This is a genomic window from Capnocytophaga endodontalis (genome assembly GCF_002209445.1).
Taxonomy (GTDB): domain Bacteria; phylum Bacteroidota; class Bacteroidia; order Flavobacteriales; family Flavobacteriaceae; genus Capnocytophaga; species Capnocytophaga periodontitidis.
Genome location: NZ_CP022022.1, coordinates 2,663,569 through 2,689,342, shown reverse-complemented (window position 1 = coordinate 2,689,342; position 25,774 = coordinate 2,663,569). Strand labels below are relative to the sequence as shown.

Annotated in this window: 22 protein-coding genes and 2 tRNA genes; 15 read left to right on the top strand and 9 right to left on the bottom strand. The window is 36.8% G+C overall.

Going from position 1 to position 25,774, the window contains the following annotated elements:
• Positions 1-102: 102 nt before the first annotated feature.
• The 3 genes from CBG49_RS12125 to CBG49_RS12115 all read left to right on the top strand — a co-directional run bounded on the left by CBG49_RS12125 (position 103) and on the right by CBG49_RS12115 (position 4,475).
• The gene (locus CBG49_RS12125) at positions 103-1,842 is read left to right on the top strand and encodes a hypothetical protein (protein ID WP_088594666.1); all 1,740 of its coding nucleotides are present in this window, start codon (positions 103-105) and stop codon (positions 1,840-1,842) included.
• Between the two features lie 189 nt (positions 1,843-2,031).
• Positions 2,032-3,027 (top strand): hypothetical protein, encoded by a 996-nt coding sequence (locus tag CBG49_RS12120; protein ID WP_088594665.1) that lies wholly within the window; start codon positions 2,032-2,034, stop codon positions 3,025-3,027.
• A gap of 443 nt (positions 3,028-3,470) precedes the next feature.
• Positions 3,471-4,475: a hypothetical protein gene (locus CBG49_RS12115; protein WP_088594664.1), complete on the top strand. Its 1,005-nt coding sequence runs from the start codon at positions 3,471-3,473 to the stop codon at positions 4,473-4,475.
• 213 nt (positions 4,476-4,688) lie between these two features.
• Here the strand turns inward: CBG49_RS12115 and CBG49_RS12110 are convergent, their stop codons facing one another.
• Positions 4,689-5,486 carry a helix-turn-helix transcriptional regulator gene (locus tag CBG49_RS12110; protein ID WP_088594663.1) on the bottom strand — a complete coding sequence of 266 codons (798 nt, stop codon included), beginning with the start codon at positions 5,484-5,486 and terminating at the stop codon, positions 4,689-4,691.
• Between the two features lie 464 nt (positions 5,487-5,950).
• Between CBG49_RS12110 and CBG49_RS12105 the strand changes: the two genes are divergently transcribed.
• From CBG49_RS12105 to glmS, 10 genes are all read left to right on the top strand, one after another.
• Entirely contained in the window at positions 5,951-6,478 is a 528-nt protein-coding gene (locus CBG49_RS12105; RefSeq protein WP_088594662.1) for a GNAT family N-acetyltransferase, read from the top strand.
• Between the two features lie 2 nt (positions 6,479-6,480).
• Positions 6,481-7,026 (top strand): protein adenylyltransferase Fic, encoded by a 546-nt coding sequence (fic, locus tag CBG49_RS12100; RefSeq protein WP_088594661.1) that lies wholly within the window; start codon positions 6,481-6,483, stop codon positions 7,024-7,026.
• Between the two features lie 21 nt (positions 7,027-7,047).
• Entirely contained in the window at positions 7,048-7,785 is a 738-nt protein-coding gene (locus tag CBG49_RS12095; RefSeq protein WP_088594660.1) for a hypothetical protein, read from the top strand.
• A gap of 6 nt (positions 7,786-7,791) precedes the next feature.
• Positions 7,792-8,715, top strand: coding sequence for a DUF4300 family protein (locus tag CBG49_RS12090; RefSeq protein WP_088594659.1), 924 nt, complete (start codon positions 7,792-7,794; stop codon positions 8,713-8,715).
• A gap of 59 nt (positions 8,716-8,774) precedes the next feature.
• Positions 8,775-10,079, top strand: a complete 1,305-nt coding sequence (gene der, locus CBG49_RS12085; RefSeq protein ID WP_088594658.1) for a ribosome biogenesis GTPase Der — start codon at positions 8,775-8,777, stop codon at positions 10,077-10,079.
• 73 nt (positions 10,080-10,152) lie between these two features.
• A complete protein-coding gene (locus CBG49_RS12080; protein ID WP_088594657.1) occupies positions 10,153-10,380 on the top strand; it encodes a hypothetical protein in 228 nt (75 codons plus the stop codon).
• Complete coding sequence (locus tag CBG49_RS12075) at positions 10,377-11,102, top strand: hypothetical protein (RefSeq protein ID WP_227002890.1); 726 nt, start codon at positions 10,377-10,379, stop codon at positions 11,100-11,102. Before CBG49_RS12080 ends, CBG49_RS12075 begins: the two co-directional genes overlap by 4 nt.
• Before the next feature lie 16 nt (positions 11,103-11,118).
• A complete protein-coding gene (locus CBG49_RS12070; RefSeq protein ID WP_088594656.1) occupies positions 11,119-12,096 on the top strand; it encodes a D-alanine--D-alanine ligase in 978 nt (325 codons plus the stop codon).
• 17 nt (positions 12,097-12,113) lie between these two features.
• Positions 12,114-12,566 carry a pantetheine-phosphate adenylyltransferase gene (gene coaD / locus CBG49_RS12065; RefSeq protein ID WP_002677379.1) on the top strand — a complete coding sequence of 151 codons (453 nt, stop codon included), beginning with the start codon at positions 12,114-12,116 and terminating at the stop codon, positions 12,564-12,566.
• Positions 12,567-12,596: 30 nt separating this feature from the next.
• Positions 12,597-14,438: a glutamine--fructose-6-phosphate transaminase (isomerizing) gene (glmS, locus tag CBG49_RS12060; RefSeq protein ID WP_088594655.1), complete on the top strand. Its 1,842-nt coding sequence runs from the start codon at positions 12,597-12,599 to the stop codon at positions 14,436-14,438.
• A 492-nt stretch (positions 14,439-14,930) separates the two neighbouring features.
• Here glmS and CBG49_RS12055 read toward each other — a convergent pair whose 3' ends face one another.
• Entirely contained in the window at positions 14,931-15,287 is a 357-nt protein-coding gene (locus CBG49_RS12055; RefSeq protein ID WP_009412971.1) for a DUF6567 family protein, read from the bottom strand.
• Positions 15,288-15,744: 457 nt separating this feature from the next.
• Here CBG49_RS12055 and CBG49_RS12050 point away from each other — a divergent pair, with 457 nt between their 5' ends.
• Together CBG49_RS12050 and CBG49_RS12045 are read left to right on the top strand one after the other, a co-directional pair.
• A complete protein-coding gene (locus tag CBG49_RS12050) occupies positions 15,745-17,427 on the top strand; it encodes an OstA-like protein (protein WP_088594654.1) in 1,683 nt (560 codons plus the stop codon).
• Positions 17,428-17,484: 57 nt separating this feature from the next.
• Positions 17,485-18,357: an OmpA/MotB family protein gene (locus tag CBG49_RS12045; protein ID WP_009412973.1), complete on the top strand. Its 873-nt coding sequence runs from the start codon at positions 17,485-17,487 to the stop codon at positions 18,355-18,357.
• 261 nt (positions 18,358-18,618) lie between these two features.
• On the opposite strand, the gene CBG49_RS12040 is transcribed toward CBG49_RS12045, so the two are convergent.
• From CBG49_RS12040 to CBG49_RS12010, 7 genes are all read right to left on the bottom strand, one after another.
• On the bottom strand, positions 18,619-19,740 hold the full coding sequence (locus CBG49_RS12040; protein WP_088594653.1) for a hypothetical protein: 1,122 nt from the start codon (positions 19,738-19,740) through the stop codon (positions 18,619-18,621).
• An 86-nt stretch (positions 19,741-19,826) separates the two neighbouring features.
• On the bottom strand, positions 19,827-20,084 hold the full coding sequence (rpsT, locus tag CBG49_RS12035; protein ID WP_009412977.1) for a 30S ribosomal protein S20: 258 nt from the start codon (positions 20,082-20,084) through the stop codon (positions 19,827-19,829).
• A 62-nt stretch (positions 20,085-20,146) separates the two neighbouring features.
• Positions 20,147-20,218: transfer RNA gene (locus tag CBG49_RS12030), tRNA-Glu, on the bottom strand.
• 44 nt (positions 20,219-20,262) lie between these two features.
• Positions 20,263-20,334, bottom strand: a tRNA-Glu gene (locus tag CBG49_RS12025).
• Positions 20,335-20,518: 184 nt separating this feature from the next.
• The gene (locus CBG49_RS12020) at positions 20,519-21,526 is read right to left on the bottom strand and encodes an acyl-CoA reductase (protein ID WP_088594652.1); all 1,008 of its coding nucleotides are present in this window, start codon (positions 21,524-21,526) and stop codon (positions 20,519-20,521) included.
• Between the two features lie 96 nt (positions 21,527-21,622).
• Positions 21,623-24,139 carry a DUF5686 and carboxypeptidase-like regulatory domain-containing protein gene (locus tag CBG49_RS12015; protein WP_088594651.1) on the bottom strand — a complete coding sequence of 839 codons (2,517 nt, stop codon included), beginning with the start codon at positions 24,137-24,139 and terminating at the stop codon, positions 21,623-21,625.
• A gap of 47 nt (positions 24,140-24,186) precedes the next feature.
• Entirely contained in the window at positions 24,187-25,746 is a 1,560-nt protein-coding gene (locus tag CBG49_RS12010; RefSeq protein WP_088594650.1) for a UDP-glucose--hexose-1-phosphate uridylyltransferase, read from the bottom strand.
• Positions 25,747-25,774: the final 28 nt, after the last annotated feature.

Genomic DNA, 25,774 nt, shown 5'->3' with positions numbered 1-25,774 from the left:
GCTAAGAGTTTTAGGACTCTTAGCAAAGTTTTTTATACTGTATCACGAAATGATACACCTCCCCCTTTACCTTTGCCGCATCAAACTAAAAGTTTCTAACAAATGAAAAAAGATACACTATCCTTGCAGTTACCTGTAGCGCTGCTCAGTAAGTCTAAAGTAACGATGCGTGCACTTTTAGAGCGCGAAGTAGCGCAACAAGAGAGTTATATCAAAGAGACTCTCAAAGCTATTGAGATACCTTTTAAAAGCTCTTTACACCCAAAAATAGACAGAAGAAAAACTGTCTTTTCAATAAAGATGAAGCCCTATTTCAGTGAAGATGATTTTGAAAAAGTACAAAAAGCCTTCCCGAAAGGTTATGTATTGCCTCATTACAATTTTGTAGGCGAAGAGGTAACTTCACGTTTCGTACAGATAGCTATCCCTAATAAAACTACTCATTTCGTATATCTGAGTGAAATATTCAGTTCTAAGCAGTTCAAACAGTCAGCAATGCCTTTACCTATTGCTTTAGGAATGAACGAAAAAGATCTTCATTTGATTGATTTAACGACTGAAGTGCATTTGGCTATTCAAGCCGATGACCCTACCTATCAGCGCAAATTACAACAGCTTGTATTGCTATCCTTGCTTTACAAACACAGTCCAGAAACGCTCAAAATAGTGTGGATAGGAAAAGAAGACGATTGCCCACCTGCGATGTTGCAAGTAATGGCACCTTATGCGTTCAGCACCGCTACTGATACTGAAGAAATTTTGCAATCCTTAGTAGATGAAAACCAAAAACGCACAGAAAATGCTCTTTCTTCACCTTATATAGTAGTCTTTATCAATGAAGCTGATACGCTTTTCGAGAAACATTTTCTACTTTTAAATGCTTTGAAAGATAGCCAAGCACAGGGTATTTACCTTGTGGGTATCTCAGAAGTATTTGAGAGGAAAAGCATAACTGTAAAACAGCTGCTTGATTATCGTTTGCTATTTAGCAATTTGCTTTGGGTTCACGATAATCGAGAGGTAGGCTATGAACGCACTTCACTTCTGTTGCCCTTCTTTGAAGAAGAGGTTTTTGACAATATCATACAATTTAGAGAAGGAAAAATAAAAATACCACCAGAGGAATTGCTTTCAGAGAAAGCTGAAACCTTACAAAAACAAATAGCACAGATATTAGAAAATAGGAGTAATACTCTTTTAGAACGAAAGACTTTAAAAGATCTTAAAAAGACCTTGCATACCCCCTTGGTAATGAGAAGCCAGCTATGTAGTACAGATGGAGCAATAATCCTTCCACTAAATATAATTAGAGGGTATTTTTCTCGGCTATCACAAACGAAACTATTTAATGAAATGCTCGGCAGAGTTATGAACAATATCACCTATTTTGCAGGAGAAACACCTAAGAAATTAGGTAGTATAACACATTTTGAAATACTTAAAGAAAGCAAACAGATACTTATTGATGGTGAACCCTTATACACTCACACTATAGGAGATAGTTTAGTACCTTTTATTGTAGAAGATAGCTATGATATACTCAACCCAATAGCCGTCACTCCAGAGAAAACGGTGTGCCCGCTGTTAGACACTTTGCCTAATGCTACCTATCCGCAGTTGAGCCTTATTGTAAAGGAATTGCGGAAAATAGAGCAAACATCTTCTAACTTAGAAGAAAAAGAACTATTAGTACAGAAGCTATTTAATGAAGTAATTTTTGCTTGGCAGCTTACACCTATAGCACTGCTTTCGGAAATAGAAATCCTATTGTCGCAAGTTAATTTTGAGCTGATTAACAAGAAGTTTCTTAGAAGCCGCCAACAGTCAGCAGTAGGTAGTTAGAAAGCGTTCTTAAACTCTTAATAATAAAATTAGGAAAACTTTGCAATACACTCTTTTTTAGAAATAGAAAAGTTGTTGAATAAACAATAAAAAAATCACCCTAACCCCCTAAATTCTAACATTTTATATTTGGCAACAAGGAAAATAATTAGTACTTTTAGGGCGTTAATAAAAAAAACAAAATTAAATATGTTAAATGCTGACGAATCTTTGATTGAATCTTGGCTAAAACACATCAACAATTGCCAAGTAGTTCAGAAAAACTGGAAACCCTCAAAGTCTTGGGAAACTATCTCTGATAAAGAAATAGAAAGACTGTTAAAATATTTAGACAAGAAGTTTAAAGTATTGAGCGGAAAAACTTATGAACAATTTTTCTCTCAAGGAGAAGTTGATTGTTTAGGAGTTTCTCTAAAATTAAATGAAGATTTAAATCTTTCTTTTAATAAAATCTTCGCTGTAGAAATTGCTTTTCATGAAAATGGTTTAAACTATTCAGGAGGCTTAGAAGCTAATATTCTCAAATTAAAACAAAAACTTATCAGAAATGCTTTAAGTGTTTATAGATATTTTGGAATTAAAAATAAAGTTGAGATTATTTTTGCAACTCCAAAAACTATGAATACACATACAGTTAAATTACGAGAGGTAATAGAACAGATTTTTGTAGAATTTTCATTATTAGGCTTTGAATATAACTTCAAACTATTTACAGATGAAGATTTCAATGATAAGATATTTCAAAAAGTAATCAATAAGATTGAAAACATTAGTGATGAATCAGAATTCTTTATAAGGAGTTTAAAACTTGCTAATATTTTTGTTGAAAAAGTCATTGAAAAATCTGTAAAAGTAAATATACCTATGGAATATTCTAAAATTACTGAAATTGGAGTAGGCGCACGCATTATCGAGATTTTCGAAAAGTTAGAAGCTGAGCAACGTCTTTCAGCTGAAGAAATTAGTAATCTTTGTTCTAAAGATTACTCAAACTCGATTTTTAAAATTAACTTTCCTTTATTAGTAAAGTATAAAGACGGAAGTGAGGCTTTTGTTAATAACTATAGAAGATACTATACCCAAACGTTTAAATTAGGAGGGAATGAGTATTTCTTATGTAGTCAATTGTATGATAGAAACCGTACATATCTTGAAGAGTGGTTTCAAAAAGTAACTAAAAAGTAGAATTATTTTCTCAAACAACACTAAAAAAGGTGCTGTCCAAAAAATCTCAAAATCACTTTTGCGTCGCTACACTTTGCCAAAGTTTTAATTGCTCGTCGTGCTACGACCTTTGGCAAAATTGATTACTCTAATTATCAACAGCTTTTGTAGTATGTTATGTAAGAAAGCCAGCGATAGCTGGGTATGTGCTGCAAACGCCCACACAAATAGAACTTTTTAGACAGCTTCTTTTAAGAGTGGAAAGAGTATTCGGCTTTACGAAGTTCCGCACTTTGAGAAAGTTTGCAATATACTCTTTGTAGAAATAGAAAGACTATTTATTTTCATTTAGTGAATGAACAGTAAAAAAATTATCCTAACGTCCCAAATTTTAACATTTTATATTTGGTAGCAAGAAAAATAGTTAGTACTTTTGGGGCGTTAAACTAAAACATCACAAATGTATGAATAATACCTTTTTTAAACAGAAAGAATTTAGAGAATTCTTGCCAAAAAATGGAGTAAATAGCATTGATAGTTACATTAATTATGTAAATAATGCGGATAAACAATTTAGGCATAAACTTTTTGAGCTAGTAGAGAATATCTATAAAGCAAAAAGTCTAGATGCTCTTGATGAGTTAAGAGAAATAGGAGAAGAACTTTTTGAGATTATAGAAGTTACTTCTAAGAATCATTACCGTGCAGGGTTTATGAAGTACCTTGATTTTATTGAAGAGAAAATCTGCCTTTCTGATGAAGTTTCAGTTGCAACTATTTCTTTAAATGACATTAAAAAAGATGTAGAAGAAGAGAAAAAAATATATAATACCAATAGTGCTTACATACACTACTCTTCTACTTTTGTTAGAGACACTCTATTTCGTAGGCTAATTTCACAAGACCGCTATAATAACAATGGTCATCTTATTTTCCCTATTCGTTTTATAAAACAATACTTTTATAAAACAGGACACGAGAAAACTTTTGACAAAATACTTAATCATCAAATAGATAACATTATCTATTTTGTAGGGACTACTGCTAAAAAAGTCAAAGATTTAAAAGACTTAGAAATTGAGTATAGTAATGGACAGGTCTTTATAAATAAGGAAAAGGTTTCTGCTAAAACAGAAGTTGATAATTTAGTAACTCTAGTTGTAAAATCAGGTAAACTTAGAGAAATTGTTATCGATCACATTGAGCCTATTAGTCTCTTATTAGAGTCTTTAGATAAAAACGATTTTCCTCAACTATCACTTATCACAGATGAATTTAGAAAACGATTGAAAGGAGGAAATTTAGATAGAGATTCAGTACGTCTATTATCTACTATAATTGCAAATGATGAGTCTTTTAGAAATAGAATTCATTTTGATGAGCTGGAAGAAGAATTTCAGAAAATTAATGCAAAAATGAATTTGCAACTAATGCATAGTAGTTATAACAGCAAGAAAGGAGCAAAATAAGTAATATAACTTATTTAACTAAAAAAGAGTGCCAAAACAATTTCTGGCACTCTTTTTTTACTATAGTATCACAAAATGACACACTTCCTATATTATCTTTGTTATTACTCTGATAATCAACAGCTTTTGTAGTATGTTATGTAAGGGCGTTTTGCAAACGCCCCCACAAATAAAACTTTCGGACAGCTTTTTTTTGATTTATAAATCACCTCATTAATCCACTTCCAAATTTCTCTTCACTGCTTCTTGCCAATATTTTACAAAAGTATCTCGCAAGTGAGTAGGTTCTAATATAGTAAGCGACCAACTGCGTTTCATCAGTTCCATAATAAAGTCGAGAGTGGGTTTTACATAGAGTTCAAAGGTGATATGCGTTGCGGTTTCAGCTATAACCCGCTGTGAGTGGTGAATAGGCGAGGCTTTGAGATAGTTACCATCGCGGTGATCAAACTGTAACACTACCTTTTCGGCTTTGGCATCGGTAAACATCCCAAAAGCATTGTAATACGTGCTGTAGAAGTCTAATTGCTTATTAGGTCGGAAGGTAACACCTATTTCTAACGAACGCACGCGCTCTAAGGCAAAAGCTTTAAAAGGCACACTGCTATCTTGTTTATCTACTGCCAATACATACCATTTATAGTCTTTATGCTTTAGTTTGTAAGGTTGTAGCGTATAGGCTTTGGTTTGCTCATCGCGGTAGTCGTAGTAAGTGATGTGTAGTTCTTTACGTGCTTCTATAGCCTCTATACAGTCGGCTATATAGTTTGTACCCGTATGCTGACGAGTTTCTGTAATCACGCATTCAGGTAGTTTGCCGTCTTGGTTTTGCACGATAAACAAGATGTAAGCTGCCAATAGATCGTCTACTATCAGCTGATTTTCATCTTCGTATAGCGCATAAGTTTCGTCCTCAAATCTCAAATCATAGTGCCATTCATCGCGTATTGTCTCTTTGTCGCGCTCAAACAATTGTCGGTTATACCCTTTTTCTCCTAAATAACTATCCATTTCTTTGTAGATTTGTTTGTAGTTAGGGTAAATTCCTCTTGACGAAAATAATTTTGTTTTCTATTTGCTTTTATCTCGTTATTCACTATCTTTGCACTTTGGCAATTCGGGACAATATAGTTCTATTTCTACATTCACAAAAACAAAAAACAACTTTTGCTCTAATTGTCATTTTTTTATTCCATCATATTTAGCTTTGTTAAATTTATAATTGTTATTTAATGTCAGTTCGATATAAAAGAATATTGATTTACAGCTTTATATCATAATATATTCACAAAATAATTCACCATCAGGTGAAAATTCGTGTGTTCACATACCCAGCTGAGAGCCCTCGCTGACTTTGTGGGAGATTTATAATATTTTTTCTGATTTTTAAATAATTACTTACGCTGAACTCACGTTAATTAATAGATTACTTATATCAAAGTAGAAAAACGCTTAAAACAATTATAACTAAGTTTATGGAAACACTTCACACAACACGCCTTTTGCTTCGCCCTTGGAAAATTACCGATGCCGAAGCCTTATACACACAAGCGCACAACCCTATTATAGGCAAGCGGTGCGGTTGGTCTCCTCACAAAAGTGTGGAGGAGAGCCGAGAGATTATTGAGGTTGTCCTTAGCAAGGCTCATAGTTTTGCTATTTGTCTGCCCAATAACACACCTATTGGCAGTATAGGCTTGCTTTTGCAAGGAGAGAGCAATCTCCCTATAGGAGAAAATGAAGCCGAAATAGGCTATTGGCTTGGAGAAGACTTTTGGGGTAAGGGCTATGTTACTGAAGCTACTCTAAGGGTAATACAATATGCTTTTGAAGAGTTGCACCTTACCCAGCTATGGGCAGGTGCATACGAGGAAAATATTGCCTCACAGCGAGTACTTGAAAAATGTGGGTTCCGTTACCATCATACCATTGAAGATTTCTTATTTCCACTTATAGGAGAGAGACATACAAGCTTAGTATATACATTAAACAGAGAAAATTGAAGATGAATACTCAAGAAATCGACGCACAAAGTTTGCAAAATGCCTATCATCTTTTTGAGAGTGGGATTATAGAGCAGATAGAAGTAGGTACCACTAAAGGATTATGCGAGATACATCGCTATCTTTTTGAGGGGCTTTACGATTTTGCGGGTAAAATACGTCAGTTGAATATCAGTAAAGGAGATTTTCGTTTTGCCAATGCAATGTTTTTGCATGTTATCCTGCCTGTAATAGACCAAATGCCTGAAAATACTTTTGAAGAAATTGTAGCCAAATATGTAGAGATGAATATAGCCCACCCTTTTATGGAAGGCAATGGACGAGCTACTCGTATATGGATCGACTTGATACTCAAAAAACGCTTAGGTAAAGTAGTGAATTGGCAACAGATAGATAAAGCTCCTTATCTCCAAGCAATGGAGCGTAGCCCTATCAACGATTTGGAATTGCGCTTTTTGTTGCAACCTGCCCTTACTGATAAAGTAAATGACCGTGAAGTAATTTTTAAAGGTATAGAACAGTCTTATTATTATGAGAGCAACATATAACTTTAATTATATCAAACAAATATGAAAAAACAAATAACCTTCTTATTGTTGTTCTGTTCTAAATTGCTCTTTTCGCAAGAGGAAAGCAAAGAAGAATTTTTCAATCAAGTATATAAGGATTTTATTCCTGAAGATTATGAATATTTTTACTTAGAACCGCCCTATATACCTTCAGCTAATGAATTTGAGTATGCAAAAGAAAAGCCTTTTTACGGTCGCAGCTCAGCATTATCTAACGATGCAGAAGGTGTTATAAAAGCTATTGAGGAGCGAAAAAAAAATCCAGAATCATCGTATTGGGACTTTCAAGTATTCAAAAAGGCAAGAGAATGTTTTCAAGATAGTTTATTACCATCATTTGATACTCAAGATTTTGTTTTTACAAAGAGAAACATAAAAGACAAAGAACGTTTTGTTTGTCCGCATACCTTTTTTGTAACTGTAAAATGGTATTGGAGTAAAAAAAGAAGAGAAAAAGAAGCTTGGAAAGTATACAAAAAATTGAAAGAACTTATTTACAGACCAGAAAAACTACAATGTTTCACTTTTTCAGAACCCATATTCTTTGATGGAGGAAATAAAGCTTATTTTAGCTTTCGTAAATCCGACAAAAAGATAGATGCTGTTTACAAAAAAGAGAATGGCATTTGGAAAAAGGATTACTATAGTTCTGTTATGAACATTTGTGGCGCAGGATTAATATATACTACTTATACTAAGGAAAAACATTTTAAAACTAAAAAGAAAAGTCTAAAATAACATCAAATGAAAAAACTTTTACTAATAACAATTCTCTCATTAGGAGCAATATCTTGTGAGCAGAAGAAAGCAACAACTGAAAAGACAGCTGTTACTCTCACTTATTCTAATTTAGTAGATACCGCTACTCAAGACGAAGTGCAAAAAGCCCTTACAGCAGCGGGAATAGCTGAGCAAAATGTAGCCTCTTTTTTGGAGAGTGTAGCCCTTTTCAACCAAACAGTAGGCGATAAAGCAGGCTTAGTACCCAAAGGATTTGTAACTATTGATAGCCTGCTACCTAAGTATGATGAGGCTGCTATACAAAGCATTTGGACGTCTAAATACCCTATGTTTCAAGGTTATAACTGTCGTCTTACCTCTTTTACCCTCTTGCGTGATTTGATTGCTTTTCCTGCAGATAAAAAGTTTGCTACCAAAGAGGAAGACGAAGTACTTTTTATAGACCGAGAATCCTTGCACAATACCCCTAAAAAGTTCTTTACCCCAGAGGAAGAAAACAACTTTTTCACCCTCTTTACCGAGGTGCCTACTACTAATACCAAAGATATAAACACTCATTTGCAGGCGATGCAACAGGCGTGGAAAGAACGCGGTATCAATTTTCGTTATAAAAACGACCCTACTAAGGCATCGCTTATCTCGGCAGTCTTCCATTCCCAAATCACCCCAGAAGAGAACACCCTCTTTGTGGGACACGTAGGGGTATTAGTACCTTTTGAAGGCAAGCTACTCTTTATCGAAAAACTCGCTTTCCAAGAACCTTATCAGGCGATAAAATTTGCCAATCGCACTCAGCTCAGCGATTATTTAATGAACCGATATGATGTAGAGTGGGAGCAACCCAATGCCATTCCGTTTATAATGGAAAACGATGCTTTAATGGAAGGATATCGTCCTAATCCCTATAAAAAAGAACAGCGTTTATAAGAAGATAATTGCCATTTGTTAATTATTTTCTATCTTTGCAAAAAATAAGTAGGTATATTATGAGTGCTATAGTAGCTGTAGTGGGACGCCCCAATGTAGGTAAATCCACTTTTTTCAACCGTTTGATAAAACGCCGTGAGGCTATCGTGGACGCCGTGAGTGGCGTTACACGTGACCGCCATTATGGTAAAACCGACTGGAATGGGGTCTCTTTTTCTGTGATCGACACAGGTGGTTACTTAGCAGGTAGTGACGATTCTTTCGAGAAAGAAATCAACAAACAAGTCGCCTTAGCCATAGACGAAGCCGATGCGATTATCTTTATGGTAAACGTCGAAGAAGGACTTACTGGTATGGACGAAGCTGTAGCCGAGTTGTTGCGCAAATGCCATAAACCAATATTAGTAGCAGTAAACAAAGTGGATAGCAACAATCGTCGCAACGATATGCACGAATTTTATGCCTTAGGCTTTGAACATCTCTACGCCCTATCAAGTGTAAATGGTAGTGGTACAGGAGAGCTACTCGACGATTTGGTCGCTCTCTTGCCCGAAAAAGAAAAACAAGAAGAAAACCCCTTGCCTCGCTTTGCTGTAGTAGGGAGACCTAATGCGGGTAAATCGTCCTTTATCAACGCCCTTATAGGCGAAGACCGCTATATTGTTACCGATATTGCAGGCACTACACGCGATGCTATTGATACTAAGTACAACCGCTTTGGATTTGAATTTAATTTAGTTGATACAGCGGGAATCCGCCGTAAATCTAAAGTAAAAGAAGATTTAGAGTTCTACTCAGTGATGCGTTCTATTCGTGCTATTGAACACTCCGATGTGTGTATTTTGATGCTCGATGCTACACGTGGTTTTGAAAGCCAAGATGCTAATATCTTCTGGTTGGCACAACGCAATCGCAAAGGCATCGTGATATTAGTAAACAAATGGGATTTGGTAGAGAAGGAAAACAATACGGCTAAACAGTACGAAGCGGCTATCCGCAAAGAAATAGAACCTTTCACCGATGTACCTATCTTGTTTGTATCGGCATTGAATAAGCAACGTATCTATAAAGCTATAGAAACTGCGGTAGCAGTGTATAACAACCGCACTAAGCGCATCCCTACTCGCAAACTCAATGAGGTAATGTTGCCTATTATTGAGAACTATCCACCCCCTGCGATCAAAGGAAAATATGTCAAGATAAAGTTCTGTACTCAATTGCCCACACCTATGCCGCAATTTGCCTTCTTTGCTAATTTGCCACAATACGTAAAAGACCCCTACCGACGTTTTATAGAAAACAAACTCCGTGAAAACTTCGATTTTAACGGTGTGCCTATTGATGTGTATTTCAGACAGAAATAATGAAATCATTTTTTAGAACATAACAAAATAAAGATAAATATTTTGTGCCCCAACCACAAAGTAAAGACCTAATATGAAACAAGAAATACCTACAGAAGCCTTAAATGAAATATTTTATAACGCAATGCAAAGAGCGCGCCGTGAAAATCGCGCTTTAGGGCTTAGCAATATTACCGTAATAGATGGTGAATTAGTGGAAGAAAAACCCGATGGAACTATTATTCTTTTAGGAAAGAAAGCTCTATTTGGAAAAATGATACCTGTAAAAAAAGGTATTTATAAACTAAAAAAAGCGATATGAAACGCTTTCGTATGTTTGCAGGACCTAATGGTTCGGGAAAGTCTACTCTTATAGAAGATATAAAAAAACATTATAACGTGGGTTATTTTGTAAATGCTGATATTATTGAAAAGCAACTAAACACACAGGGGTTTATCAACTGTGAGGAGTATCTACCTACCCCTATCACACAATATGATTGGGAAAGTTTTCAACTAAATGCTGAAAATAAGCAAATTGATAAGCAAAAACTCCAAAGTATTGTTATCACTGATAATATTCTGGTGTTAAATACTCCAATAGATAGCTATATAGCAGCAAGTATAGCCAACTTTTTTAGACAGATATTACTGTGTACAGAAAGTACTTTTTCGTTTGAAACGGTAATGTCACATTCCTCAAAAGTTGATTTTTTGAAGAATGTAAAAAAGCAAGCTTTTAAAACATATCTGTATTTCGTTACTACACAAGATCCTAAAATTAATATAGAACGCATTGGACTAAGAGTGACTAAAGGAGGCCATAATGTGTTAGAAAAGAAAGTAATAGAGCGTTATTATAGATCAATGGACTTATTGTTCGAAGCTTTTATGATAGCCGATAGAGCTTTTATTTTCGATACAACTTTTTCAGATAAACGTTCTCTCTTAATAGAGAAAAAAGGAACTGAAATGAAGATTTTGCAAGATGTTATCCCTGAATGGACACATCACTATCTCATTGAAAAAATAGAAAATATATAAAAAAATACTTGTAAAAGTGAAAAAAAATATAGCAATCATAATGGGAGGATACTCTAATGAAGCTCCCGTTTCTTTAAAGAGTGCTGCAGTAGTAGCCAAACATCTCAACCAAGATAAATATGTACCTTATCTCGTGCGTATCGACCGCGATAAATGGGTGTATGTAGATGCTCAAAACAACGAACACCCTATTGATAAAAATGACTTCTCGGTAATAGTAAACGGACGTAAAATTACTTTTGATGCTGTTTTCAATGCCATTCACGGCACCCCTGGTGAAGACGGTTGTTTGCAAGCCTATTTCAATTTGATTGGCTTACCGCTCACAGGATGCAGTATGTATGCTTCGGCTCTTACGTTCAACAAACGCGATATGCTATCAGTACTCAAACCTTTTGGTATTCTTTCAGCCCCTTCTTACTATCTCAACAAAGGTGAAGACTACAATACTGCTGATATTGTAGCTAAAGTAGGTTTGCCTTGCTTTGTGAAGGCTAATAAATCAGGGAGTAGTTTTGGAGTGTATAAAGTATATGAAGAGGCTCAACTGCCTATGTATATAGACAAAGCATTTGAAGTAGACGACGAAATCCTCATCGAAAGTTTCTTGAAAGGTACTGAAATCTCTATCGGGGTAATCAACTATCGCGGTGAAATAAAAGTTCTCCCGATGACCGAAATAGTATCCGAAAATGATTTCTTCGATTATGATGCCAAATATAACGGCAAGTCGCAAGAAATTACTCCTGCGCGTCTTTCTGCCGAAATGACGGCTAAAATCAATGCTTTGGCAGAACGTGTATACCGATTGTTGAAAATGGAAGGCTTCAGCCGAAGTGAGTTCATCATCGTAGGTGATACACCTTATTTGCTCGAAATGAATACCACTCCAGGGCTTTCAGAAGCGAGTTTATTGCCTCAACAAGCCAAAGTAGCAGGCATCAGCCTTGAAGAACTATTCGAAAGCGAAATAGAACGAGTACTGAAACATTAATACTTAATCGTTAATCATTGAAAAGAGCTTTATTTCCAGGATCATTTGACCCCATTACCTTAGGTCATTACGATATTATCAAACGCGCTTTAGACCTATTCGATGAAATTGTGGTTGCCATAGGTGTTAATGGTGACAAGAACTATATGTTTACGGTAGAACAACGTAAAGAGTTTATCGAAAAAGCCTTTGCCGATGAACCCAAAGTAAAAGTTACTACTTACCAAGGGCTTACGGTAGACTTCTGCAAAGAAATTGATGCACAATTTATCCTCAGAGGTTTGCGCAACCCAGCCGACTTTGAGTTTGAAAAAGCTATTGCACATACTAACCGCAAATTATCTCAAATAGAAACTGTCTTTTTACTCACGGCAGCACGTACTTCGTTTATATCATCGTCTATTGTGCGCGATGTTATTCGCAATCACGGTGATTATACCGTATTAGTGCCCGAAAGTGTAAGAGTGTAAATTAATAAATAATAAAAAGAACTTAAAAATATGTGTGGAATTGTAGGTTATTTAGGCAAACGCGCCGCTTTTCCCATCGTGATTGATGGGTTAAAACGCTTAGAGTATCGCGGATATGACAGCGCAGGTTTTATCTTAAACGCTGAGAGTTTTTACGGAGAAAAAACCAAAGGCAAAGTATCCGATTTGGTAGCCAAAGCAGGAGAAAATGTTCCTACTTATGGCTGCGGTATGGGGCATACCCGTTGGGCTACCCACGGAGTGCCTAACGATATTAATTCGCATCCTCACCGCTCTAATTCTGGCAAAATAGCCATTGTACACAACGGTATTATTGAGAATTACGAAAGTATCAAGCAAAACCTCATCAAAGAGGGTTTTGTATTTCATTCTGATACTGATACCGAGGTATTAGTAAACTTCATCGAATACTTCAAAGAAAAAGAAAACGTCAATTTAGAGACTGCCGTGCGCTATGCACTCAACGAGGTGGTGGGTGCTTTTGCCATTGCTGTAATGGAGGAAAGTAAACCTGAGGAAATAGTAGTAGCCCGCTTGGGTAGTCCATTGGTAATCGGGGTAGGTGACGGCGAGTTTTTCATCGCCTCCGATGCCTCTCCTTTTATAGAGTATACCCAAAATGCTGTGTATTTAGAAGATGGCGAAATGGCTACCATTCACCTAAACAAACCGTTGAAAGTGATTAAAATAGGCAGTAATGAGCAGGTGAGTCCGTTTGTACAACAACTCAAACTCAACCTTGAAGCAATTGAAAAAGGAGGATACGACCATTTTATGCTCAAAGAAATCTACGAGCAGCCTAAGTCTATCCAAGACACGATGCGCGGTCGCCTCTTGCCCGATCATACTACCAAACTATCAGGAGTTGATAATCATTTAGAAACCTTCCTCAATGCCAAACGCATCGTTATTGTAGCGTGTGGGACTTCGTGGCACGCAGGCTTGGTAGGTGAATATCTGTTAGAAGAATACGCTCGTATTCCTGTGGAGGTAGAGTACGCCTCAGAGTTCCGTTATCGCAACCCTATTATCAATAAAGGGGATATCGTTATTGCTATTTCACAATCAGGTGAGACCGCCGATACTTTGGCAGCCCTCAAATTAGCAAAAGAAAAAGGCGCTTTTATCTATGGTATTTGCAATGTAGTAGGCTCATCAATTGCGCGTATCACCCATTCAGGTACTTACACTCACGCAGGTCCTGAAATAGGGGTAGCTTCTACCAAAGCCTTTACCACCCAGCTTACAGTGCTTACCCTTATCGCTTTGCATTTAGGACATAAGAAAGGTACCCTCAGTACGGAAACCTATCACCATCTTTGTAAGGAATTAGAACGTATACCTCAGTTGCTCGAAACCACTATCAAAACAGTAGATCACAAGGTCGCTGAGATAGCCGAAAGCTACAAAACAGCTACCAATTGCTTGTATTTAGGTCGTGGGTTTAACTTCCCTACAGCTTTGGAAGGGGCTTTAAAACTCAAAGAAATATCTTATATTCACGCCGAAGGCTATCCAGCTGCCGAGATGAAACACGGACCTATCGCCCTTATCGATGAGAATATGCCAGTGATATTCATCGCACCATCTAAAGGTCATTATGATAAGGTAGTTTCCAATGCACAAGAGATAAAGGCGCGCAAAGGTAAAATCATAGCCGTAGTAACCGAAGGCGATACCCAAATGGCGGGCTTAGCAAACCACGTGATTGAAATACCCGAAATCAGTGAGGCGCTTACCCCTATTTTAGCCTCAGTACCTTTGCAATTGCTGTCCTATTATATCGCTATCAAGCGCGGTTGCAACGTCGATCAACCTCGTAATTTAGCCAAATCAGTAACCGTAGAATAATTTGGTAATTTGCCAATTTGTCAATTAGAAAAAGAGTCAATTTGTATACTTACAAATTGACTCTTTTTTTGTTTGAAGTGAGCTCGATATAACAAAATTCTCTTTTTTATTTGCTTTTGTACTATATACCTTGCCAAAGTTTCTAATCGCTCTTTGCGCTACGCCCCTTACCAAAATAGAAATCCCTTAACTACCTTCTTTTTAGTTCTATCTTAGCTTTAACTTACTTCCTATTTAGGTTCGTCTTTTGTTCGTTGTAGACCCACTGTAGACCCACTGTAGAGCCACTGTAGAGCCACTCTTCGTTCATCTTATTGCCGTTATACCTTGCTAAAGTTTCCGTTCCCCGTATAGCTCACGCCCTGTTGTGCTATGACTTTTTCAAAGTTGGAATCATTGATAGTCAATCTTATTTACATCACATTTATAGGGGCGCTTGTAAACGCCCCTATAAAAATAAAACTTTTTGAACAGCTTCTTTTTTGTGTTTTACTATTCAGTAAATTCGATTACGTCAGCTGAAACAGTTACTGTGTATTGCATACCAAACCAGAAAAAGAAAGAATGTATTTCTACAGTTTCATTGATAACCGCTCTTGAAGAGCCTACCAAATTGGCATTTTGAAGCATTTTAGCTCTTGCTTTTTCCACCAAAGCACGTTTTCCACCTCCTATAATAAGTAAATATTGATTAGAGGCTTCTCCTTTCACGTGTTCTACTACTTTAAAGTTATTTTTAGCCAATACCACTTGAGTAGTATGGTTGTTTACATTGTGTGATAACTCTCTTGTTACACCACAACTTGCTAACAGTAGTGCTAAAGCACTGAATAAAACGATTTTTTTCATTTGTTATTGATTTAATTTTGATGTTACGATATGAGTAAGGGCAACCTTTGAGCATAAAAAAAGCGTGAATGTTTTGTTCACACTTTTAAAAAGGCTCTGGTATGCCCAAAAACAGGTATGTAACAAAAACAGTTCACGCCCTTATGGGGCGAGAAACATTTTGTTAATTCACCTCTGCTTTTTTATTGAATTTACCAGATTCTTTTAAAAAGGAATATTAACAACTTTCTCTTTAAATCTTATGTGTATTTTTCTATTCTTTTATATCTCAATTGTTTTTATTTGGTGCAAAAATATGAATTAATTGCAAATTACAAATAATAAAAAACGATTTTTTCTAAAAATGAAGTTTTTGTAAATTCCAATAGGAAGAACAATTTGCCAATTAATTGTCAATTATCAATTGTTAATTATCAATTATTTACTATCTTTGCATTCTCAATGAAAACATTTCTGAATGAAAAAAACATTTTTTTACATATTATTTTCAATGTTTACTCTTAGCTTGCAAAGCCTTGTGGCACAAACAAGCGAACCTAAAACTAAACGTATCGAAATTGTTTACGGAGGAGAGTTTACCATCGACAATGTGAAATACCCTGGTGCAACTATTTTTAAATCCGATGGACAGCGGGTACAATTCCGCCACCAAGGATTGGATGTGTGGTGCGATTTAGCAGTGCTCTATGAGGAAAAAAACGAGGTAATCGCTCATGGAAATGTGGTGTTGCAACAAGGCGATACCCTGCAGATGAACAGCCAATACGTATCCTACAAAGGAAATACTAAAACCGCTATAGCTAAAGAAAATGTAGTATTGCGCAACGGCAATATGACCCTCGAAACCCAAGAACTCTTCTTTGACCGCAATAAACAAGAAGCTTACTACAATAATTTCGGTAAAATTACCAATGCTGAAAATGAACTCACCAGCCAAACAGGCAAATATTATGTAACTACTAAAAAAAATCAGTTTACCAATTCAGTAAAGATTGTCAATCGCGATTTTACAGTCAATTCACAAGTGTTAGACTATTACCACAATTCGGGCAATGCCTATTTTTATGGTAAAACTACTATTGTGGGCGCTGATTACAAGGTGTATTGCGAACGCGGTTTTTACGATACACGTCGCGAACTGGGCTATTTTATGAAACACGCCAAAATAGAATACGACCTCAAAACCTTAGTAGGCGACAGCTTGTACTTCGATAAACGCCGACAGTTTTCCTCAGGTTCTAACAATATCTTCATTTCCGATACCATAAACAAAACCTTTGTACGTGGACATTACGGCGAAATTCACAAAGCTAAAGATTCAATGTTTATCACTAAAAAAGCAGTGGTAATTACGCTGGTAGAAAAAGATTCAATGTATATGCACGGCAAACGCATTTTGGTAACGGGCAAACCCCAACACCGCGTGATTCGCGCCTACCCCGATGCCCGTATCTTCAAAAGCGATATGCAAGCCAAATGCGACTCTATCCACTCCGATGAAGCTAACGGGCTCACCCAATTGGTGGGCAAACCTGTAGCGTGGACAGGCGTAAGCCAGATGACGGGCGATAATATCCACCTGATTGCCAATACAAAAACTCAACAGTTAGACTCCCTCAAAGTGTTCAACAACGCTCTCGTGGTAGAAAAAGATACTTTAGGCGATGGGTATAACCAAGTGAAAGGAAAATTCTTGTACGGAAAGTTTAAACAAAACGCCTTACGACAAATAGACTTTCTGCAAAATACCGAGTCTATTTACTATGTGTACAACGATGCTAAAGAATTGGTAGGTATCAACAAACTCTCCTGTAGCCACATCAAACTTTATTTGGATAAAAAACAACAACTCCAACAAACTGTGTTTATTACACAACCTTCGGGGAATTTATACCCAGAAGAAAAGTTACACGTGAACGATCGCAAGTTTAAAGAATTTGTCTGGCGTGGCAACGAGCGTATTCATCGCAAAGAAGAGATTTACAGCGATGCCGAGAAAAAGATAAAACCTAAAGAAATAAAGGGAATGAAAACCCCTGAAGAGATAGATGAAGACGAAATGATATTAGCCAATCCATCTCTGAAAAAAGAACTCAAAACCGCTAAAGAAAAAAAACAAAGCCAAGCAAAAAACAAGTAAGAGATAATCTTGGCACTCTTATTGTAACATATTCATTAATTATAAAACATAAACTATATGAAAAAATTTATTATCGCACTATCGATGCTGGCATTAGTTACAACATCGTGTGTATCTAAAAAGAAGTATGCTGAGTTAGAAGCAAGAAACAAACAAACTGAAGATTTGCTAAACACTGCTACCGTAAAACTCAATATGTGTTTAGACGAAAAGAACAATTTGGCATATAAAATTGAGAGTTTGAAAAACCAAAATGATTTGCTCAAAGAGAACAACCAGCAGCTCATCAACAATATGGGTAACCTCACTACGCTTACCCAAAAAGGTGCTGAAAACCTCGAAAAATCATTAGAAAGCTTGCGCGAAAAAGATTTAACTATCAAAAATTTGCGCGATGCGGTTACCCGTCGTGACTCTGTAAACCTCGCCTTGGTACAAAGCCTCAAAGGTGTGTTGGGGAACTTAGACGACCAAGATGTAGATGTGAAAGTTGAAAAAGGAGTGGTATTTATCAATATTTCCGATAAAATGCTCTTTAGCAGTGGTAGCTACACTATCTCTAAAAACGCTAAGAGCGTACTCGAAAAAGTAGCTAAAGTAGTGAAAAACAAACCCGACTTTGAGTTTATGGTAGAAGGTCACACCGATAATGTAAACATCAAAACAGGTTGTATCCGCGACAACTGGGATTTGAGCGTAATGCGCGCTACGGAGATTGTACGTGTATTGCAAAAAGATTTCGGTGTTGCTCCTGAGCGTATGACCGCTGCCGGACGTAGCTACTACGTGCCATTAGCAAGCAATGGTGATGCTAACGGACGCGCTCTAAACCGCCGTACTCGTATTGTAGTATTGCCTAAACTCGACCAATTCTACACTATGATTGAAGAGGGAATGAAAGACCCTGCTATCGGTGGTAAAGGAAAATAATTACCAAATTTGAAAATTAGCAAATGAGATAGAAGAGGCTGTCCTTAAAAGTTTAAACTAAACTTTTCGGACATCCTCTTTTTTTTATTCATTGCTGATAATCAGCCTGTTAATACTTTTCTGACAGGCTCTTTTTTGTATAGAAATGAATTACGAATTACTTTTAAACAAGAAGAATATGGGACTAATTTAAATTTTGAAAAAGCCAATAACATCTTATAAAGGTATTATTGGCTTTTAAATTAATGAATGTGTTTAGATTCAATTATTAGTTGAAGGAATAGAATCTTGTTGAGTATCGATATATTTCATACGATCGTCTAAGTCGTTGCTGTATATATTGTTGATACGAGCTATAATACTATTGAAAGTTTCTCCTAATAAAAAAATGTTGTTTTTAAGCTCATTTTCGTTGAAATCAGGATTGTTTTTAACATTATCGGCTAATGATTTAATTTGTGTTTGAAAAAGCCTGAAACGAGCTTTTACAGTAGGAACATCAATACGTTCGGGAAAAGTATCGCTGTTGAGTAGCTCTTTGAGAGCATCTTCTATTTGTACTAACCAAAAAAATACAGAGTAATAAGAGCTTTCAACATCGGAGTGTTCTCCTACAATCTTATCAGAAAATTTACCTACTTGGTGAAAGTGTTTTGCAGGAAGTTCTAAAATAGAGCGGTATAGTATTACATTGTCGTTCTCTTTAGCATTTTCGTCTAAGGAAAGCCTAATGGCGTATGACGCTGATTTTTTTGGTAAAAAATTAATTTGGTAACTGTACCAATCGTCGGAGAGGGTAGTTCTTTTTACGTTGTTAGTAGAAGTGCTCAGGGTATCAAGGGCTAAAGTAGCGGATAACTCATTGTTTTCTCCTTCCAAAAAGTTCAGTTTTACATTGGGGTAATTCACTTTTTTCAAAACTACTGAAAAAGTATAAGGGATATTGGCTACCAAAAAGCGATGCCATTGTAGAAAACTTTCTGCGTTATTTTTCTTTTTTTCAAATCTGAAAACGGTATCTTTAGTAGCATCAGCTGGAGTTCTCCAATCGTGTTCTACAACGCTATTGATAACTTCAGTTTTGGAATTAACTGGATATAAACGGCTGTATATTAACAAGCTATCAGGATTGGAGAGCATTAAATCATCGGTGTTTTTAATCTTGGCAGGCGCCATAGAAACGATTACTTGCATCAGTGATTGAAAACTTTTCCAGTGTCTCATATCTTCCTGTGCCTTAGGTGTTAGGTCGATGAGTTTGAACTCTTCGAACTCTATAGACTTTGTTTTATGTGTTTGTTTTTCGTTATTATCTTGATTTGTGCTGTTACAAGAAACAAGTACTGATAGCAAAAAGAGTAGGGCATAAGATGTATATTTCATAATTTTATAAATTTAATATTAAAACACCAAAGCCAGATTTACTTGCATAAATCTGGCTATCAGTGATAAATCTAAAACCTAAATGACTATTTAGCTAATTTATTGATATGTTTAGCTAAACTGCTTTTTAAATTCGCTGCTTTATTAGCATGAATGATATTTCTCTTAGCGAGCTTGTCGATCATTGAAACTACTTTAGGGAAAAGTGTTTTAGCTTCTTCTACATTTTCTAAAGCACGTAGTTTTCTAACGGCATTACGAGCCGTTTTGTGTTGATAGCGATTGCGCAAGCGAGCTGCTTCGTTTCTTCTAATTCTTTTTAATGCTGATTTATGGTTTGCCATTTTCCTTTACTGATTTAATTTTAAGTTGTATCATTTAGATACGAATAGTGCATTTAGTGTAGTAGTCCGTAGGGGAATCGAACCCCTGTTACAAGGATGAAAACCTTGCGTCCTAACCCCTAGACGAACGGACCTTAAGTTTTTGTTTAACCGTTTAAAAAATTTAAATTATGGCTTGTAGTCCGTAGGGGAATCGAACCCCTGTTACAAGGATGAAAACCTTGCGTCCTAACCCCTAGACGAACGGACCAATTTGCTTTATTTAGGCATTGTTTCTCTCTCAATGCGGTGGCAAAAGTACTACTTTTTTTTATATCTGCAATTTTTTTTAGTACTTTTTTTTGAGAAAAGTTGTAATTATTTTATAAGTATCTTATAATTAATATCTTATAAGGTTTAAGATTTTTGTTATCAGTTGGTATTTTTTGATTATTTTAGGCTAATTTGAGTAGGAAATTGAGAGTGTCTACTCCATCGGCGTAGTCCCATAGTTGGGGGATTTGGGTTTCTCCGAAGTCTACTTCTTCAGTTGTAAAATTGTGTGCAACTACACATTGTATTTTTTCAGCATCAGTAGTGAGTTTTTCTTTTAAGCTATCTACATCAGTGTAGTATTCATAGAAGAGAGTAGCAATGGGAGAACCATAATGCTCATCTTCTTTTAGGAGTAAAAATCCGTTTTCGAGAAGCTGAAATAAACTCATTAGGTAAACGGCTTTGTTGTAGTCGTAGTTATTGGCGTATTTTTGTTCTTGAATGATATCTTTATAGGGGTAAATTGCTTGGAATAACAGGTTGAAGTCATATCCTTTAGGTACGAATAGTTTAGAAATACTTCGGCAACCTAAGCCGTAGTACAGAAAAATGTCTTTACCTAAAGCGAAAAGTTCTTCAGGGGTTTCTTTTCCGGTGAGTACGGCTACTGAATGGCGGTTTTTTCTTATAATATGGGGTTTCTTACCAAAGTAATATTCAAAATAGCGTGCAGTATTATCGCTACCTGTAGCTATTACCGCATCGTATTCAGTTACTTTATCATCTGTGAAAGTTACTGCTTCTGTCCATTCAGGTGCAAAAGTCTTCATCTGTGTTATAAGGTAGGGAAGTAGTACGCAGTCGTTGCTGGAGAGCTTCACGATTGCCTTATGCCCTGTTACCAATGCGCACAACAAATCGTGTAATCCTACCAAAGGTAGATTGCCAGCCATTATAATCAATATTTTTTTAGGCAAAGTAGTTTGTGGTAATTGATATTGCGACAGCCATTTTTTTACATTGTTTTCGCTGAGGGCATCACTCCACGATTTAAAGGCAAATATTACATTAGCACGCGTAAACCAACTGTTCTGCTGTTCTGCTTTCTCAAATATATCGTTGAATTGTTCGGTTTTAGAAAGCAGTTCCCCTAACCGAACTAAGTTGTTTATATTTTGTTGCTTCATTACAAAGTATCTATTTTACTTTTTATCTTTTACCTTTTACTCACATACCCAGCTGTGAGCCCTCGCTAGCTTTACCTTTTACTTTTTACCTTTTACCTAAAACGATGGTACTATTCCAATCCGTACACCAAACTTAGGATTCCGCACCCCATTCACATCATTGAAATCGTTGCGCCATACGAAATCTACTCGTATAAAGCGAAAGTTACCTAACCCTATGTTCTCAATACCAAAGCCGTATTCCCAATAGAGTTTTTCGGGTGAATTAAATACAATATTGGTGATATTAGCGTTTTTGTTCCTGTTGGAGAGCGTTCCATAAGCAAATCGACCGAATATCAAGCTTTTGAATCGTGTTTTTTGTAAGAAAGGAATACGATTGAACAAGAAACCATCGAAATGATGTTCAAAATATCCATTGATATAGGTATCAGTGATAAAATCGTAGTAATCCAAAAGTGCAAAGGTGTTAGGAGCTGATGAATACGATTGGTTAGCGGGGGTGGGAGCTAAAGCAATAAGTGGTGCTGTACCAAATACTTTTCCAGCTTCAATATTAGCGTGGAAAATGCCATAACCAAAGAGAGGAATGGGTTTGTAAAGCATCATTTGCACTTTGTCGTAATCAAACTTGCTGTTTATTACCCCCTCTACTCCTTTAGAATATTTGAGGGTGTACATAGGGAAGAGTTTTTTGCCATAACGTTGTTCTACACCATAACCAAATACTTTTCGGTAAGGGGTGAAAGAGAGTTGTAGCCCTGTATAGAAGTTGTCGTACTCGTGAATTACATCACCTGTTTTAGGATTTTGGTAGGCAATGAGGAAGTTATCTTCACTTGCGGAAGAGAGTTTTTGGTAAGTGCCAAATATTGAAAATTGTAAGTTAGGAATGATATCGTAATTAATTACTCCTTGTATTTTTTTGTTGCGGGTGAGGTAGTAATTTTCACCACGTGCAATGATGAAGTTGGTAGTATTTTCGAAATTCAGTTCAGTATCGTCGTGCATTACAAAGGTACCCAATTGCAAATTATCGTTCTGATAACCAGCTCCGAGGGTGATGCGTGGACTGTGAGAAAGGAGGTATTTACCACTGAATCCGTACTTAAACTGTTTGTCTCTCAATCCATAAGCACCATATACATAGGTACGAAAGCGATCGTCGGTAGAGATGAAGGAACGGAATCCTGCACGCAAACGCAAGCCCTCAACATTGTTACTTGAGAAAGTTTGCCAGAATCTACCAAATTGTAGGTAATTACCAATGGGAATGTAACCTGAAGTTACCACATCGGTTACATCGCCTATCATTTTGATACGCCTATTGCTTCCCACCTCACGAATTAGGAGTTTAGTTTTGGTGAGGTCAGCCCCTCCCAAGGTATTGTTATCCCAATAAGTATCATCCTTATGAAACTGATCTTTAGCTGTTTTCACTACTTGTTGGTCGTAAAATTCAGCAGTTTTAGATTTGTTCAATAATATATCGGAATAATCGATAAAGTTCTTTACATAAAGTCCTTTTTCTTCATCTTTTTTGGTAAGTAGTGTAAAATCACCTTCTTGAATTTCGCGTTCGGGTAAGTAGATACTATCGTTGGCGATGGTGAAGTATTTTTCAAATGAGAGTCGGCGTACTAAGTTGATATTGGTTTTAGGGGTGGTGTGCATTTGTATAGCACTCACTATAAAGGTTTTGGTATCTACATCAAATTGCCCTTGCAAAGCTAAATCTTGATCATCACGTGGGAAGAAGTTGATGCGATAGAATTGGCGTTCATCTTTTTGAATCGTATCGCTGAGTACATATAGATACACACCATAGCCAAATTCGGAAAGTGGACTCACGAACGGTTTGTTGAGTATCATATAAGTATTGTCATAAATTTCAAACTCGTCAAACGATTGGCTCACACGTTCCAAACCAAAACCTTGTTGCACAATGCCTTGGGAACGTTCGGCTTCTATGTCTACACGCTTTTTACCCAACTGATTGTCACCGTACACCGTTTCTATTTTTTCGGTGAGGTACATAGGGAGTGAGAAAGTTTCTTTGTATTTTTTCTCTGATAGGATTTTTCTAATAGTATCGTATTCTTTGCCTAAGGCTTTTTTGAGGAAGACAGTATCGAGGTTGTTCACCCCTAACTCGGTAGTAGTATGTTTTTTATACTGATAAGCTGTTGCATTTTGCAATCCGCGTTTCTTTTTGTTTTTCCAAATGCCTTGCAAAACGGTATAGGCAGGATTCTCTTTTTTAGAAAGTGCCTTTTTAGGTTTAGCCACAATAGTTACTGCGTCTAACTGTTCACCTTCTACGAGTACTACTACCAATCCTTTGGTGTTATCTTTTTCCAAATGAATTTTTTTGGTGGTGTACCCTATGAATGATACCTCTAATTCTCTTTGTTTTTTTTCGGAGTATAGAGAAAAACGCCCTTCATCATCGGTATAAGCGCCGATAGTAGTTTTAGGGAATAACACATTAGCAAAAGCTATAGGTTGGCCATTTTCGTCAATTACTTTACCCGATACGTGCGTTTGAGCCCATAGGTAAGAACCAAAGGGTGCAAAAACACACAAAAAGAGCAGTAAGAAGTGTTTTTTCATCGTATAAAAGTTAATATTAAAACGCAAAAATACAAATAATTAGCAAATTAGCAAATTTGGTTCACGAACTTTCTAAATCCTTCCTCGCCTTCAGGAGTATGTTTGAACACGCCGCAATTTTCCAATACTTCACAGAAAGTATCACCTATACACCTATTGATAAACTCGTCTAAATTGTCGATTGAGAGTGGGGTAGGAGAGATATTCACGTAACGTTCTAACCACTGACTGTGTTTTTGCAAAGCAGAGTCAGCATTCATTTGGGTATATACAGTGCTGAAAGCGTTACCAGCTGTAATGGCTTCACTAAGCAAGGTTTTAATACTCGCCATTTCAGTCTTTAACCTACCAGGTAAAATCGCTAAGCCCATCACCTCAATAATCCCAATATTCTCTTTTTTGATATTGTGCAGATGTTCGTAAGGGTGAAAGATACCCATAGGGTGTTGGGGATCGGTGCGGTTGTTGCGCAAAGCCAAATCGAGTTCATATTTGCCGTTTTTAAAACGTGCCACAGGGTTTACTGTATTATGACGCACACCCTCAGTATGCGAGTATATGCCTAATGATTCATCGCTGTAGTTTATCCACGATTGTAAGATGACATCGGCTAAAGCAATGAGGCGGTCTTTCTCACCGCGCAATCGCAATACACTCATAGGCCAATTTACGATGCCTGCTTCCACATCTTCAAAGCCTTTGAAGCTCACGCGTTCTTTTATGGTAGCTTTTTCCATAGGGAAAACGTGTCGTCCGCCTTGAAAGTGGTCGTGAGATAGTATAGAGCCTCCCACAATAGGTAAATCGGCATTAGAACTGAGGAAGTAATGAGGGAACTGCTCTACAAAGCCCAATACGTGCTCAAAGCAAGCCTTGTCAATCTTCATAGGGCGATGTTCACTCGAAAAGACGATACAATGCTCGTTGTAATAGATGTAGGGGGAGTATTGGAAAAACCATTCCTCATTGGCTAAATCCAGCTTAATCGTGCGCAAGTTTTGCCTACCAGCGTGATTTACGCGCCCCATATAGCCTTCGTTCTCTTTACAGAGCAAACATTTTGGATAGTTAGTGGCTACCACATCTTTTTGGGCAGCAATATCACGAGGGTCTTTCTCCGGCTTAGAAAGGTTGATAGTAATTTCTAAATTGCCATAAGGGCTCTCGTGTTCCCACAGAATGTTCTTAGCAATCCTATCGGTGCGTATGTAGTTGCTTTGCTTGTTGAGCTCATAAAACTGTTGGGTAGCGTCCTCTTTGCTCCTTTGGTAAGTATGCCAAAAGTCTTTGCGAATTACCGATGTACGAGGTAATACCTGCCCCATAATCTTAGAGTTCAGTAGGTCGCGGAAAGTAAGCGTATCGGTAATGAGGGTGCCGTTCTCAGCTGCCCACTGCACTAAGCGGTCGAGTACTTCCGTAGGATAAGTTATCTGGGCTACCTCTTTATCGATTTGAGCTTGCTCTTCTTTTGTAAACTCGGTATAACTATCGCAACCAATACTTTCCAAAACAGCATTGGTAACAAGAATACGGTCGTCTTCCTTCACCAAGTTATGAAGTACCGCATAACTGATGAGCTTTTCTACTTCAATATAAACTTTCACGATTAATAATTATCAATTAATAATTAAC